18 protein-coding genes and 3 pseudogenes are annotated in these 13,568 nt (G+C 47.7%); 7 read left to right on the top strand and 14 right to left on the bottom strand.

What is annotated here, in order from left to right:
- Positions 1 to 46: 46 nt before the first annotated feature.
- Positions 47 to 730, top strand: coding sequence for a helix-turn-helix transcriptional regulator (locus O3S68_RS22125; protein ID WP_269232529.1), 684 nt, complete (start codon positions 47 to 49; stop codon positions 728 to 730).
- An 8-nt stretch (positions 731 to 738) separates the two neighbouring features.
- Here the strand turns inward: O3S68_RS22125 and O3S68_RS22120 are convergent, their stop codons facing one another.
- On the bottom strand, positions 739 to 1,122 hold the full coding sequence (locus tag O3S68_RS22120) for a cupin domain-containing protein (RefSeq protein WP_249882974.1): 384 nt from the start codon (positions 1,120 to 1,122) through the stop codon (positions 739 to 741).
- Positions 1,123 to 1,791: 669 nt separating this feature from the next.
- On the opposite strand from O3S68_RS22120, the gene O3S68_RS22115 reads away from it, so the two are divergent.
- Positions 1,792 to 1,998 (top strand): helix-turn-helix domain-containing protein, encoded by a 207-nt coding sequence (locus O3S68_RS22115; protein ID WP_283946147.1) that lies wholly within the window; start codon positions 1,792 to 1,794, stop codon positions 1,996 to 1,998.
- 296 nt (positions 1,999 to 2,294) lie between these two features.
- Here O3S68_RS22115 and O3S68_RS22110 read toward each other — a convergent pair whose 3' ends face one another.
- Positions 2,295 to 2,711 (bottom strand): type II toxin-antitoxin system VapC family toxin, encoded by a 417-nt coding sequence (locus O3S68_RS22110; protein ID WP_269232528.1) that lies wholly within the window; start codon positions 2,709 to 2,711, stop codon positions 2,295 to 2,297.
- Entirely contained in the window at positions 2,708 to 2,938 is a 231-nt protein-coding gene (gene vapB, locus O3S68_RS22105) for a type II toxin-antitoxin system VapB family antitoxin (RefSeq protein ID WP_269232527.1), read from the bottom strand. The genes O3S68_RS22110 and vapB overlap by 4 nt, the downstream gene beginning before the upstream one ends.
- Positions 2,939 to 3,309: 371 nt before the next feature.
- Here vapB and O3S68_RS22100 point away from each other — a divergent pair, with 371 nt between their 5' ends.
- On the top strand, positions 3,310 to 3,651 hold the full coding sequence (locus tag O3S68_RS22100; RefSeq protein WP_269232526.1) for a hypothetical protein: 342 nt from the start codon (positions 3,310 to 3,312) through the stop codon (positions 3,649 to 3,651).
- A gap of 3 nt (positions 3,652 to 3,654) precedes the next feature.
- Here the strand turns inward: O3S68_RS22100 and O3S68_RS22095 are convergent, their stop codons facing one another.
- Complete coding sequence (locus O3S68_RS22095; RefSeq protein ID WP_442913188.1) at positions 3,655 to 4,473, bottom strand: DUF4225 domain-containing protein; 819 nt, start codon at positions 4,471 to 4,473, stop codon at positions 3,655 to 3,657.
- Between the two features lie 229 nt (positions 4,474 to 4,702).
- On the opposite strand from O3S68_RS22095, the gene O3S68_RS22090 reads away from it, so the two are divergent.
- Complete coding sequence (locus O3S68_RS22090; RefSeq protein ID WP_269232525.1) at positions 4,703 to 4,888, top strand: hypothetical protein; 186 nt, start codon at positions 4,703 to 4,705, stop codon at positions 4,886 to 4,888.
- 91 nt (positions 4,889 to 4,979) lie between these two features.
- On the opposite strand, the gene O3S68_RS22085 is transcribed toward O3S68_RS22090, so the two are convergent.
- The gene (locus O3S68_RS22085) at positions 4,980 to 5,918 is read right to left on the bottom strand and encodes a type II toxin-antitoxin system RelB/DinJ family antitoxin (RefSeq protein WP_269232524.1); all 939 of its coding nucleotides are present in this window, start codon (positions 5,916 to 5,918) and stop codon (positions 4,980 to 4,982) included.
- Positions 5,919 to 6,457: 539 nt separating this feature from the next.
- Between O3S68_RS22085 and O3S68_RS22080 the strand changes: the two genes are divergently transcribed.
- Positions 6,458 to 6,847 (top strand): hypothetical protein, encoded by a 390-nt coding sequence (locus O3S68_RS22080; RefSeq protein ID WP_269232523.1) that lies wholly within the window; start codon positions 6,458 to 6,460, stop codon positions 6,845 to 6,847.
- A 420-nt stretch (positions 6,848 to 7,267) separates the two neighbouring features.
- Here O3S68_RS22080 and O3S68_RS22075 read toward each other — a convergent pair whose 3' ends face one another.
- The 4 genes and pseudogenes from O3S68_RS22075 to O3S68_RS22060 form a co-directional block, all read right to left on the bottom strand.
- On the bottom strand, positions 7,268 to 7,594 hold the full coding sequence (locus O3S68_RS22075) for a DUF1493 family protein (RefSeq protein WP_269232522.1): 327 nt from the start codon (positions 7,592 to 7,594) through the stop codon (positions 7,268 to 7,270).
- A pseudogene (locus O3S68_RS22070) lies at positions 7,588 to 8,012 on the bottom strand (STM2901 family protein). Before O3S68_RS22070 ends, O3S68_RS22075 begins: the two are co-directional and overlap by 7 nt.
- Positions 7,946 to 9,286: pseudogene (locus O3S68_RS22065) on the bottom strand (type II toxin-antitoxin system HipA family toxin). The pseudogenes O3S68_RS22070 and O3S68_RS22065 overlap by 67 nt, the downstream one beginning before the upstream one ends.
- A 4-nt stretch (positions 9,287 to 9,290) precedes the next feature.
- A complete protein-coding gene (locus O3S68_RS22060; RefSeq protein ID WP_269232521.1) occupies positions 9,291 to 9,584 on the bottom strand; it encodes a helix-turn-helix domain-containing protein in 294 nt (97 codons plus the stop codon).
- A 192-nt stretch (positions 9,585 to 9,776) separates the two neighbouring features.
- Here O3S68_RS22060 and O3S68_RS22055 point away from each other — a divergent pair, with 192 nt between their 5' ends.
- Positions 9,777 to 9,935 carry a hypothetical protein gene (locus tag O3S68_RS22055; protein WP_269232559.1) on the top strand — a complete coding sequence of 53 codons (159 nt, stop codon included), beginning with the start codon at positions 9,777 to 9,779 and terminating at the stop codon, positions 9,933 to 9,935.
- 68 nt (positions 9,936 to 10,003) lie between these two features.
- On the opposite strand, the gene O3S68_RS22050 is transcribed toward O3S68_RS22055, so the two are convergent.
- The 5 genes and pseudogenes from O3S68_RS22050 to O3S68_RS24340 form a co-directional block, all read right to left on the bottom strand.
- The gene (locus O3S68_RS22050; RefSeq protein WP_269232520.1) at positions 10,004 to 10,435 is read right to left on the bottom strand and encodes a VOC family protein; all 432 of its coding nucleotides are present in this window, start codon (positions 10,433 to 10,435) and stop codon (positions 10,004 to 10,006) included.
- Positions 10,436 to 10,725: 290 nt separating this feature from the next.
- Positions 10,726 to 10,788, bottom strand: a pseudogene (locus tag O3S68_RS24345) (type II toxin-antitoxin system VapB family antitoxin); the annotation flags it as partial.
- A gap of 401 nt (positions 10,789 to 11,189) precedes the next feature.
- Complete coding sequence (locus tag O3S68_RS22040) at positions 11,190 to 11,879, bottom strand: hypothetical protein (protein ID WP_269232519.1); 690 nt, start codon at positions 11,877 to 11,879, stop codon at positions 11,190 to 11,192.
- A 15-nt stretch (positions 11,880 to 11,894) separates the two neighbouring features.
- Complete coding sequence (locus O3S68_RS22035) at positions 11,895 to 12,287, bottom strand: hypothetical protein (protein WP_269232518.1); 393 nt, start codon at positions 12,285 to 12,287, stop codon at positions 11,895 to 11,897.
- A gap of 446 nt (positions 12,288 to 12,733) precedes the next feature.
- Positions 12,734 to 13,321 carry a transposase gene (locus O3S68_RS24340; RefSeq protein WP_442913192.1) on the bottom strand — a complete coding sequence of 196 codons (588 nt, stop codon included), beginning with the start codon at positions 13,319 to 13,321 and terminating at the stop codon, positions 12,734 to 12,736.
- Between O3S68_RS24340 and O3S68_RS22030 the strand changes: the two genes are divergently transcribed.
- The gene (locus tag O3S68_RS22030) at positions 13,221 to 13,475 is read left to right on the top strand and encodes a hypothetical protein (RefSeq protein ID WP_269232517.1); all 255 of its coding nucleotides are present in this window, start codon (positions 13,221 to 13,223) and stop codon (positions 13,473 to 13,475) included. The two genes, O3S68_RS24340 and O3S68_RS22030, sit on opposite strands and share 101 nt — an antisense overlap.
- The last annotated feature ends 93 nt before the right edge of the window (positions 13,476 to 13,568 follow it).

Here is a 13,568-nt window from a genome sequence, read left to right as displayed (position 1 = left end):
CAGTGAGCAGGAAGTCATTACCATTATCAACAAGGAGAAATTAGTCATGGAGTCATTACCTGACTGTCAGTTACAGAGCCTTATTAATTTCTGGCGAATCAGCAACGAACCCTGGGGCGCGAAGGACAGGGAATCACGCTTCATATTTGCTAACAGGAAATATCATGAATTGCTTTCGCTTCCATCCGGTTATAATGTGGAAGGTCGTTTCGATGGCGAACTTCCGGCATCGACAGCCGAATTTGAGCATGAATTTCAGGCTCATGACAGGAAAGTTGAAACTTTATTAGATCGCGTCACGTCGATTGAAATACACCCTTTCGAGAAAAACAGTTATCTACAACCCTGGTATTTTGATAAATATCCGTTAATGGATGTTAATGGTAACTGTATCGGTACGATTTTTCATGGCCGGCCTGTTGAAGTCATAGCATTACGACGTCTGGATAAAATTAAGACGCCGTCATCACTGGTATTCACCCCACCCTCAGACATTTTCTTAAAAAGAGAATGGGAAATTGTCTTTTACCTTCTTAACGGCTTTACCGCCAGAGATATCGCGGAACACCTTTGCATCTCACAAAGAACCGTTAACAATCATATTCAGAGTATTTATCATAAGGCGGACGTGAACTCCCGCCGCACATTGATAGAGTTCTGCTATGAGCAAAATATTGCTAATTACATACCTGAAAGTTTTTTTAAAAAGCCAGAATCTCTATCAATATGATGCCGTGATTAACAGATGTTATCAAAAACCGTCCGGTCCTTCGTCAGATGGGCCGGAGGACAGAGAAATATCAGTTCAACCTTTGTGTGCGCAACCAGCTGGTGCGCTGTTTTGGGCGAAATACAGAAGATACTGCCTCTTTCAAAAGGAGTTTTAGACGCAGGCGCTAACAGACCACCCTTTACTTCCGCTGTAAAAATATATCCCGTCCCGGAGAGAATAATATACCATTCATCCCCTTCATGATGACAATGGCATCCAACTTTGCTTCCCGCTTCGATAACAGTAGCATATGCATCCTGTTCCTTCCTGCTTATCAGATTCTGTATTGAAATTCCTACTGAATCGTCTTTCTGGGCTTCATCCGTATGAAAATTAGCGAATAAGGACATGCTTAAACTCCTTTTAAAATAAGCAAAAAGTACTCTTCTGCATTTAAATATTGCGCTGCTAAATTAACATCGTAATTCAGCAGCCAGTATGACACATATTTTTAGCGGATGACAGGAAAGGATAAGATGGAATATAAAATATTCAGACCTTCCCCACATAATAGTGATCAGCCTTGCTATATTAAAACTCTTCTGAGTGAACGGGAAGTGAAACTTGCATGTACTTACCTCCATGTTATAAGAGAAAGACTTCCCATCCTGTATATAACCGGCGGATTTCTTGATAGTAATCTAGTCGCAACACTTCTCAGTCAGTTATATGAAATTGAGCTTACATCTTCCCCCCAAACAAACACCAGGGAAATAAATTTAGAAAACTGTCATAAAAGCGGTTTCTCTTCTGATGAAATAAACATGTTTTCTGTTGATGAAGCTTCACTACGTGTCCTGACTGCCCTGTTAAACGAAACAAGAAAGAGGTCTTTAACTTTAAGGAATAACTCCTCCAGTCTTTATCCTCAGTCTGTGATTGAAATTCACAGGCTGGAGTCAGCAATTAGTGGACTGCCTGTCGAATCGTCATGGGCATGGTACACTGTCAGTGGCAAGGATCTGGTTGGACACCGATACCTGTCCGGCGGTGGACTCGAACCAGTCAGCATTGCGGAATTGTCACCATCGCACGACTGGCATAGTGTGGATGTTATGTCGGCGCTGAAGAAAAAAGGGACTTCGCTGGCGGCACTTTCACGTAGCCATGGACTGTCATCCTCTACGCTGGCAAATACACTTGTCCGGAAATGGCCAAAAGGTGAACGCATAATTGCGGAATATCTGGGCCTTGACCCTTCTGTTATATGGCCATCCCGTTACTGATGATCACGGGGCTTCGATTGAACTGCAACCCGACGGCAATCCCGGCCGCTGCCGTCCCATAACTGCAGGCAGGTGGTTCCGTCGAGGTGCACCCCAAAATCGCACCGGCTGGCGGTGTGCGTGACTCCGTTGAACCGAACCCGAACATCGTCACTGGCCGGCCCCAGGCAGCCCGGCCCCTTTTGTGTCATAGCTGGATAGTCACTGAAAGGTTCAATAGGTGTGTTACATCCATCGGTTGAAATCACAGCGAAAAGCGGGCAAGCCCCCCCTTTCTTGTAGCATTCTGCCTGCCGCTAATTAACCCCGTATTCCAGCGTCAGATCCGGCACCCGCTCAAACTCTCTTGTATTATTCGTCACCAGCACAGCGCCAGTGGCAATGGCATGCCCGGCAATCGCCGTGTCATTCGGGCCGATTGGCGTGCCAGCCAGGCGCAGCGCGACCCTGATTTCCGTGGTGGAATCCACTGCCGCCCTGTCCCAGGGCAGGATGGCATAGAGCCGCGCGCAGAATGCGCCGACCAGCTGAACGTGACGCGGCGAAGCCTTCGGGCCGGTGGCGCCGAAGCGCATCTCCTGGTAGGTGATGGCCGAGACCACGATGCGGTGGTTGCGCAGCACTGCCTGTTCGAGGCGCTTTATGACAGCTTCGGGCTGCTCGCGCATGATGAACGAGCAGATATTGGTGTCCAGCATGTACGTTTTATTCACAGATCAAATCGTTCTTCGTCGCTGACAACGTTCTCGCGCTCTGACATAAAGTCCGGGTCTGCTTTTTCCAGCTGCGAGAACGCGCCCCAGGTCGGCCGGACGGGACGCAGGATGATGCTGTCCCCTTCGCGGACGATCTCCAGCTCGCTCACTCCCGCAAAATCCAGATCGCGGGGCAGACGGATGGCGCGGTTGTTGCCATTTTTAAAAATGGATACGGTTCTCATGATTTTCTCCCGAGCAAAATATATGTGGCTCATATACTGAAAAGATGTTCGTTGCACCGGAGGTGCGCATATGCTTAGTAAAGGCAGATGTGATGTATCTGCATAGGGGTAACATATCCATATGTCATGCCTGTGCTTGTTTCTCTCCTTTTTCCGTCCAGATCCGAAAACTCCCAGAAACAGATCCATATCTGATGCCCGGGTAAGACGGTGTGGGTATCCTTCTGAGGGATGAATACGCTGGCAGCAGGACAAGAGCCGGGGTTAAACTGTTTATTGCTAGCGTTATAACGGGGCTGGTCATTTGAGCCAGTCAGGATAAAGTTTAAAAAAGTCCACCCGGAAGGTATGCTTTCAGGAACATAACAACCATGAATGAAGGAGATCATGTGGCCAGTGAACTGACAGAGAAAGACCTGCTGGAGAATGGTTTCACCGTCAGAAACGTATCCCGGCTCAGGGAAGTGCTGAACAGGAATGAAAATGCCGGCGAGACGCTTTCGGGACTGGTTGATGATTTGAGCCGGCGTTTTTATGCCGGGGTCATTTGTCTGTTGCTAGTTCTGTCGCCGCTGCTTTTCCTTCCCGTCTTTTATCCGCCTTCCCTGCTGTTGTATTACTTACCTGTCGCCATTTTTGGTGTTATTGCGGTCTGGTATCTGATCCCCCTCGGCCTTTCATGGAAAGCATACCGGATGATGAAAGGCCGGTAGGTATCACTGCGGTTTTTCGTCATGCTGCAGCTGGTAAAGCGTATGGCCAATTTTTGCCCCTTTCCACGTCGCCGAAACGCCTTTAATGGCCAGTGCCGTCCGGCTCATGGTGGTCACCTGCCGCATGAAATCGGGGGCAAGATACCGGTACAGACGCCAGGCATCAGGTTTCAGGGTGAGCTTGAACATGCCATAGTAGGACGTGCTGAGATCCACCAGTTGATAAGCCAGTAAACCCACTTTACGATCAAAGCCCAGAAATTCGGCCGACCCTTCAAAGCCATCGCGCATAAAGTTGACGGGATGCTCTTTCCCCGCCAGCTTCTGGATACCCTCCGCTGCCGAAGAGACACCATTAAGCACCAGTGTCGCACCGGCGATAATACCAAGCACATTTCCTGTCGGAACGGATGAAGCAATGACACCAATGCCACCGGCTATCTGCAGACCGGAAATGACCACACCGACAAAATCGATGACATAGCCGAAGAACTTCCCGTTCTCTTCGTAGATCCTCACCGATGCGGTGAGAACAGACTCCCCCGTCCTGAGCATTCTGTCCTGAATTTTCAGGTTATTATTTTCCTCACGGATGTTACGGATACACTGCTGGCATTCCTGCTCTGTTGCGCCATTGCGGATGGCGGCCAGCTGAAGCTTACTGAAATTACGCACATTGTCCTGAAAGCGAACGCGCGTCAGGGCATCTTTAATATGAAACCCCGATACGGCAAGCGCTGTATTCATCAGCTGATTCACTTCCAGTGAGGCCATTGTCAGGAAATAGCCCGAAAAGCGATTACCACCTGTATATATGTCCAATTCCTTCCCTCGAATCGTCGTAGAGCAGAAAATATACGGTAGCACACACCTTTAAGCTGTGACAGATTCCCGGCTGTATCTCATTACCAGGTAACTTTCACTACCGGCCTGAACTGAATCGCCACGGTTTCCGGAGTGGATTCAGGGGATTGTTAACGAAATGAGATGGTGCAACACCGGCGTCGTGGCGACAGGATCGGGGGGTAATTAACTCCGTGAGGACAAAGCAATGAAGAGAACACGTCAGGAAGTTGTGGCACGCTGGCTGGCCAGCCGTGCACCAGAGCAGCGTACCGGTGAAGAAGGGCAGAAATTCTCGGATGAATGCCGGCAACCAGGGCTGCGTCTGTCTGCCCGGCCGCGTTCACATTATGATCTGATCATGAATGAAGTTCGGTGGTCTTTCATCGCGTGAAACATGACAAACAAGCCATCCCTCAGGGAAAGGCCTTTTCCTCTCCCACTTTTTCTCCTGTTCGTCATTGCCTGCCAGGGTGGCCTGCAATTCAGGCCACGATAATCTTTTCCAGCTCCCTGTCCATATAAGCACCGAGCGTGGCAGCCACCCCGTCAGCGTTGACGGCATTGTGTTCCGTAACCTCACGATTCGGGTACAGGTGGAAGAACGCATACCCTTCCACAAACCTGAAGCCGATCTCGATGCCGTGCTTGCCGCTCACCGGTGTACTGTAGGGGCTGGCAACATTAAAAACGTGATCGGTGACTGTCGGAAATGCGAAGCCCTGCCAGCTCAGGCTGTCGGGTAACGACTGCCCCCTGCGGGTGGATTTCAGCATCACTCGGACCAGCCAGGCACCATACTGGTAACTCTCCGGCCGGTACACTTCGACAGTACAGTACGTGCCCTCATGTGAACAGGACGCTATCACCGCCCCAGCCTGGTGAAGCCCCATCTCGGTCATGCGTGTCTCAGCCCTTTCCAGCGCGTCGGCAAAGACTTTTTCTTTTTTCAGGAACAGGTTTTTTCCATAACGGTTCGGATCATCTTCAAGAATACTGTGGCAGAGTGTCAGTGCCAGGTAGGCTTCGCCGAGGGAAGACTGTACGAAGTGCAGCAGATGTTCGCCCGCGCGCCCGGACGCGCCGCACAGACGCATGTTGTCTTTGATCATGCCGATATCGATGGCCAGCGCCTGACAGTATTTATGGCAAGCGTCCTCTGTCAGCGTATCCGCGCTCAGCAACCGGGCGATTTCCGCGAGCCGGGGCCGGGCAGACAGCAGACCGTCCAGGACATTCTGTAGTGACTCTTCCGGCCGCCAGACGCGGGTTTCTATCGTGAAGGGCAGCCGGTCATTCTGATCGACAAACTGGTAAAGGGCGGTGATGGCCTGGGTGGCCGTGCAACCCAATTGCTGGAGTTTGGGGTCAACACGCTCTTTCAGCGCCGCATCCAGGCGGGCGTTAATCATGGCTAAAGGCATGGTCATGCTCCTTGTTAAAACATTTATGTAAAGCTCTATTGCTTTACGTATTATGTATAGCATAACTGCTTTACAGATAAAGTAAAGCAATTGTGCTTTACTCTGTTGACACCATGAAACGCATTTTCGCGCCGGATTATTACCTTGCAGGCTTTAATAATAATTTTGTCGTTTTTATTGCCCGAGTGTCATCAGTTGCGGTTTCGGTTTCCGCAGATCCGTTTTCTGTCAAAGCCGGGACTTTACTAAAAAGATGGTAAAGATTGGCTTTGATTGCTACTTGAGTGAGGGTTAATAGAAGGGGTTACAGCTAAGGGACTACCTCTTCGATGAGCGAATTACTGTCTTTGGTAGATATTTCCACTCTATAACCCTGCGCTACTGAAAATTAAGGAATGGCGGACAACCTTGATCATGATATTCTATTGAAGGAAGAACTACCGCAAGCAATGTGCTCTCCCTGTAGTTGCAGGACACACAAAACGTTGCGCTTATTTAGTATGCCCTGTTACGTGTATCGTAACTCTGAAGAGGAATCTATGGTCCAATATTTTTCTGAAAAAAACACCCTTGAGAATAGAGCATTACAAATATGGCAAATTCTTATCGGATTCTCTTATGAGCGTAAGATAACTACATATGGAGAGATTGCTGATATTCTTGGTTATAAAGGCGCAGGTACGATGGATCGTCAACTAGGTCATATTCTTCATTTTTGTGCTCAAAACAAATTACCACCATTAAGTGTATTGGTTGTAAATGCTGAGACAGGATTACCTGGAGATGGGTTTGATACGACAGGTGATTTACATAAACAGAGAGAGAAAGTATTTAATTTTGACTGGTTTGATATCATTCCACCAACGCCAACTGAGTTTGCCTCAGCGTGGGAAATAGCAGAACAAAACGATTTTAGTGTTCACTCATAACAATCCGATGCAATTGATGGTAATACTCCCAATCTAATGATTCGGTAATAGCACTTCCTTTAATGAAGGTGTAAGTATCCCATCCAAGCGAGTCATATACGTCTAGAAATCAGCTCTAACTAACCTAGCGTTTATGACGTCCGCTTTTGGCACCAAGCAGCAGATCATATTGGTCTGTTGTATGTCCGCGGCATGATGATCAAACCGAACTCCAAGCCTGACTCGGAGCGTCCGGGCGTGTTCTTGCCCAACGTCCGCAACAGTAAGCGCGGGCCCAGCCGTTCCCTGGCAGACGCCGGCCTCGGTGCGTTCTTCCTGCAACTATAGAGTGGGATCGTCTATTGCGGCGGGGCCAGTCCAGTTTATTGCGCTACCAGATCTCTTTAACAAGCCAACACGGATAACTTCGCCCAACAAACATCAGTCATACAACCAGCGACCAGCACGTGCTGACTCAGCAAACATGCGAACGGTAAGTGGTCTGGATGTCTGGTTTAGAGGTTTTTTAGTAAACCATTTACGGAAAAACCACGGAATTTCCCATGGATAGTAGTTATCCAGATTAATAGCCGAAACATCGACATTAAACTGCTCATCATATTTATTTATAGTGATGACAAGATCGTCAGCCTCAGCATACTCCTGAAGGACATCATCAAGCCCCAGGGGGATTTCCTTCAATTTCATGTCTGCCCGTGAGGGAAGCTCTTTTCTGAAGAAGGACAGAACATCCTCATCCGTTACCATACTTTATCGTTCCCTCGGGCAATTTTGTTATTCTTGTTCGCTACATTAAAAGTTATAACAGCAACATTCTTTGCCAACAGAGCCCACCCGATAACAGGACAGTTCGGCCAACGAATGCACCAAGTTTTCTGGTCATCATCGGTTTCAGGGTTCTGATGCTTGCATTGGTAAAGGTTGGTAGTGGACGAGTTAATTCAATATTGAACCAGCGACGCCCAGCAGCCGAGGCTATTGACGTGCCAGGTGCAGCGCCTCTTGGCTTACCACTTGTTTTTAAGACTGGCTGCCCAGGCAAGATAAGTGAAACAGTGACAATATCTGCAATACCGTCAAAATATTCATTCACTTCGTCTAAAAAGATCCAGAAAAACAGTTCGCCAGCCGCGCGCACTGCTGCCGCATGCCAGCAAAAATACATTCAGCCAGTTCTGATGGAAACGACTCAGGAAGCAACGCTGACACACCTTCAATGACCTCTGGTGTTCTGGAAATAATTTCTTCCATCATGGACTCAACCTGTCGTCTCCCCAGCCCGGTTAATTCCCCATGATGGATCCAGTGTCTGCGTTGGATCTTACTGAGGTGATAATAATTACTGCTACCGCGAACTGCCATTGCCAGTTTGCATTTCTGCCAGGGGATCTGATGATTGCCATGACCAATTACAGGCCATGCTGATAAAACATCATAAATCGGCGTAAGGTGATAACGACTTTGTGGTTGTATAGTGATACTGAAATTTTTGGCATGCCCGTCAGTGGCCGCTATTAGCCAGAAAATGATTTGCGCCCTGAAGAACTACGTTCTGTCCTGGTCAGCCCGATCAGAATGACTCAGGATGTCCATGATATCAGAGATTCCCGGCCCACCATCTGACTGGTATTTCCGCAGCGGGGAAACTCCCATTGCCTGACACATATCTTCCTGTGGCAAGCGAAGGATCCATTGACGATCGCCTGACCATCTTCTGTCAAAACGCTCAACTACCAGTGCCTTCTGCTCTTCAAACTGCGCTATCTGCGTTTTAGCTACAGGGATCCCGTACTGTTCCAGAATTAAAGAACATAACCATTCATTTTCAACGGATGTACTCATATCCGCGCGCATGTTACCCACTAGCCCAAGCGGCAGCTTGAAGATATGTGTCGTGGGCGTGTTACCTTCTGGTAAGCACCATTTTCCCTGATGCCACAATAAGGCCGTTTTCTCCTGCGCTCCGGCAATGGATAAACGCAAATCCTCAGTATCACCCTGACGGCCAGGTAATAATGCCACTGTGGTATTTCGCAATATCGTGGCGATGCCGGCTTCAGACAGCGGCCGGTAATTGACGGAGAATAAACTGGTGGGTTCCTCGCCAACGTTCAGTAACTGTATTGCACCCACACAGTCTCTTCCCAGCTCAGCAAGCAGATCAAAAGGTTCAAGGCTTTCAGCCTGGTAACGCATTGCTAAACGCCTGCGAATACCTTCACTGTCCGGTAATAAATTATCAAAATAGTTGCGGACAATCTCACCGCGCCAGTGCTGATTACCGGGAATAAAGGGCAAGGAGAGCGATAAAGGTCTCCCCTGTTCATCAGCAACCCACTCCGGAAGGTATTGCAGCGAATCTTCACCTCTGACTTTTTCCCAGAACCCCACCCGGAAGCCGTTCATCCATATCGCTAAACGCTGCTGTTTTCGAGACATATCGTCACCATTTTTCCCGTCTGGCGGGTGAAACGTCCTTATTATCTGACACCGCCGATTCTGTCGCTGTTGAAGGGGACCCGGAGGAAAGCGTCATTTCAACACCCAGAATGGTAAATACCCTGAATAACCGCTCAATACTGGCGCTGCCGGGATTCGCTTCCAGGCGAGCATAAGTTTGCTGCGTGACACCTAACCGTTCAGAAACGTCTTTTTGCGTCAGCCCGTTAGCTTTACGGAAACCAACCAGTAATGGTCGTAGCTGATTCAGGGTTTTCAATGGGTAAACCGTGTTCATTATGCGTTACCATTGTTATCAATGTGGGTACAGACTACAGGCTGTTTTTTCACAATACACCCTGTAAGCTGTAAACACAACAATACAACTTATAAGCTGTTAGTGCAATAAAACGCCCTATAAGCTGTAACTGAGGCTATATCGTCAGTTTGAATCGACACGGGTTCAACAGACACCTCAGGGTCATTTAAGATGGCTGAAAGAGAGGTTCCCGGAGCGGTAAGCGTTATCCCGAAGAGTTTAACCAACAGGCTCCAGCGGCAGTTCAGCCCGGAAGCACCGCAGGAAGCAACGGATGAATGTTGGGTAACGGGCATACCTTACATCCGCACCCACGAAGGCTGGCTGTAATGTTAGTTTGAACGTGCCGCAATTACTGAAAATGTTTCTCGTGAGCATATCCGTAATTAAACGCTGGGCTAACGGGAAATCCGTATTGCTTCAAGCCCGACACGTTGCCCGAATGAAAGCTCTAAGGTATTTCCATCAGGGTCTGCAAAAAAAACATAATAGCCGACCGGATCACCCAGGTGTTCCGGTGCTTTCCTTAATACACCGTCAGCTATTGCCATAGCGGTTTTACGATCAATTTCTTCGCGAGTTGCGCAGGCAACGCCAAGGTGACCAAAATTACCCAGCGGTGTATCAGTGATGGTATCCGCCTGTACCAGCACCAGCGCAAATGGGCGTGTATGATCGCTTAACCACGCAACCTTGCGGGCTTCCGGGACGCCAGGTTCGCGCATATGTATAACCTCCATGCCGGCATAGCGGCGATAGAAAGCAATACTTTTGTCCAAATCCCTGACCATAAATGCAACATGTGTAAACCCCACATCGATATCTTTCATACTCAGAATAACTCCCAGTTATCTCGTGGAAGGCATCATAAAAGCTCAAGTTAACTTTGGGTCAAGAGGCGGATTAAGCTCCACAGATCACTAATATTTGTAGTGTCGCAGTAAGTCAGATTCTGCGCTCTGCATGTCCGGTCTCTGCAACGTAAAATATCGGTATTCACGCATTCGCATGCCCGGAGTCACGACTCTCGTGGCGCATATGAATAACGCTGACGTCGCGGCAGGAAAAACGAGTTAATTTCAGGCCGGTTTTCAGGAAACTCTATGGTGCGTGACAACCTCCCTTCCCGGACACTCTCCAGTTCGCTTCCCCCCTCAAAATCCAGATCGCGGAGCAGGCAGATGGCGCAGTTGTTTCCATTTTAAAAAATGGCAACGGTTCTTATAATTTTCTCCTGGCCAGTCGGCTTTATATGCGCCTACGCGCGTATAAACAGCACTTACTTATTTTGACTGCTAATAATTATAGTGTTATTTCCTTCGCTTGTTGCATCGCCTGAATCTAAAAAAAACAAGCATTTTGAGCCAATCAGCTATAATGGTACCGCATTAGAATTACCACATGAAATTATAACAAGTATGATTACAAACCAGGTCTGTTCAGATATCGATGCCGATAATATCTGAGTTTAAATCTTATATCACCCTGGCTTATTTTGCTGGTGGCATCGCCTAAGTATTATATACCTGGCGATGCTCACCGTAGAAGGCAGGCTGAGCGGAATAAAAGCTCTAGCCCATTATATTAAAGCTCTTCCATTTTCCTTAATTTCATGTAATCAACAACTCTTCCATCTTTTTCATAGATAGTATGCAAAACAAACCCGTAGGGCTTACAGTATAAATAATCGTTTCTGTCTTTACGCTGACTATTCTTATTATCCTCTTCTTCTATTCGCGTATGTAAAAGGCAGTTTTTCCCTTCGCGGACGGTCAACTTAAACATATCAGAAATTTTGATATTTCTGTTAAAAGTCGGTAACGGAGCCACAATAGTACCTACGGACTTATCCTCATAAAGTTTATCCAGTTCGACTGTTCTTGGGATGGAATATCCATACTTATACTGCTCATTCTCGTTATAACCCGCTACTATAATCACATCCTTTTCCACGGTGAATGCTCGCCGAGAACTGGAGCGCTGTACCATTTTTTTTGATTCATTAAACTCTTTCATTCCAGCGGGTGTTAATAATTCATAGAAATCGTCTGTGATTAGGCCATTATTATATTCAATAATACTTACGGTATCTTCAATAAGTTCTTTGTTTAGAACAACATATCCATAGACTGCTCTGACCTGGCCGTTGAATGCCTGAGGAGTAATATATTCGCTTAAATCGACACTTTCCCCTCTACAAAAGGAACTTGTAAAAGAGACTACCAGAAACAATATATATTTCATACTTTTCATATTTGCAAAGTAAAAACTCATGAAAACATCCTTATTTTAGTGTGCTTTTTTTGTTTTGCTGCAAAGGGCCTCGAAAACAGCCTCATTTTGAACTGGATATAAAACCCGCCCCATAGAAACAAGTTCACCCTTTTTATCAACTTCAATACTTTGCACAAAGTAACTGTAAGTGGTCATTTTTCCATCACCATTTTTTGCAGCAAATTCGCCACATACTGCACCGGTTAATCCATCAATATCTGTACGATGACCGCCGAAGCTTACATTTCGTGTTTGTAAACTTTCAGGCATTTTTACATCCTTTTTCAGGTTCTGTTCGCTGTAAAAAATCGCCTTATCCATCATTTCGTCGTTAGTTAACGTTTTTTTATGGAAGAAAGTTATTGACACTATTACAACGATAATTCCTATCCCAATGAGTAATTTCATAGCATTCCATCGTCCCGTTCAAAATAAAGGCAAAGTCGGGTTATCGGCAGTGAGACAGATTTTTTTAGAGAAAATACTGTTGTTCATAATCCAGGCATAAACTGGAATGTCACATACGCATACCTGGCAGGTAATTCGGGCATTACACGAAGGGGAATATCAGCAATCATCACGCCCCCTCACAGAGAGATTTTAACGCTGGAATGATCGCAGACAGTTAGCAACTCTGAGGCAGAACCACACCAGTAGCGGTACTGTAAATCGCAAGTGAACAGCCTTCTACAGGTGAGACTCAACACCGCTTTGTCTCACACCAGCACTGTCTCCATCCCGCATTCATCAAACGCGGGCTCAAAATCGGTGATAAATCTTTACTCCAGAGGCAGCAGTTGAAGCGCAGCGGCTGACTGTTAGCCTTAAAACGTGTGTGACCTGTTTCCTGTTGATCACCACACTGCAATGTTTGACAGGGTGCGGATACAGCTCTGGGGCGGTGGCTGGTGGTGTTGTGCCGATTTGTTACGGTGGGTGCGTTTGAGCCTCAGGGACAGACCCAGCTCATGCCAGAGACAACAGATACGTTTATGGTTATCCCTCCCGCCTGAGCAGGATATGTACCCGTCGGTAACCGTCATGCACGCGGGTTTGCGTGACCTCGCCAATACGCAGGCACTGCGCACTGTCATCGGCCGCCACAGAGCGGTAACGGAACGAACTGCGGCTGACCTGCAGCGCAAAACAGACCTGCCGTTCGCTGGCCCCGTAACGCGCCTGCTGCTCCCTGCCCTATTCAGGCAGCCTTGCCAGAGTCTGTTCCTTTTTGTCTGCACGTCCTGAAGCATTGTCTTGTCAGGGCTCAGATTGGCCACCCGTTTCTTCAGCCGCAGGTTTTCCTCTTCCCGCAGGCGCATATGCTTCAGTTCCAGGGGCGAAATGCCGCCGTATTTCTTGCACCACGTACAGAACGTGGCACCGGAAATGCCTGGCTTACAGCAGACTTCCGGCACCGGCGTGCCCGGCTCAGCCTGCTTCAGGACAAAGGCAATCTGTTTTTCAGAGAATTGTGATTTTGTCACCGGAACCACCTTCGTTCAGGGAAGTATGGAGCATGCCGGCATTCTGTTTCTGGATGGCACAGGAGTTAGGGTCAGGATCAATAAAAAGGTTGCCGATATATTCCTGGTATAAATCTCAGCCACGTTAGCAACCATTTTCCATTCAGGTTCGCTCTGATAAGCCGGAATCACTAAGCGAATAATGGCAACAACAACCCGGTATTTT

Origin of the sequence: Kosakonia sp. SOY2 (genome assembly GCF_027109175.1) — a bacterium.
Taxonomy (GTDB): domain Bacteria; phylum Pseudomonadota; class Gammaproteobacteria; order Enterobacterales; family Enterobacteriaceae; genus Kosakonia.
The sequence above is the reverse complement of the archived record's forward strand: the minus strand, read 5'-3'. Positions and strand labels throughout refer to the sequence as shown.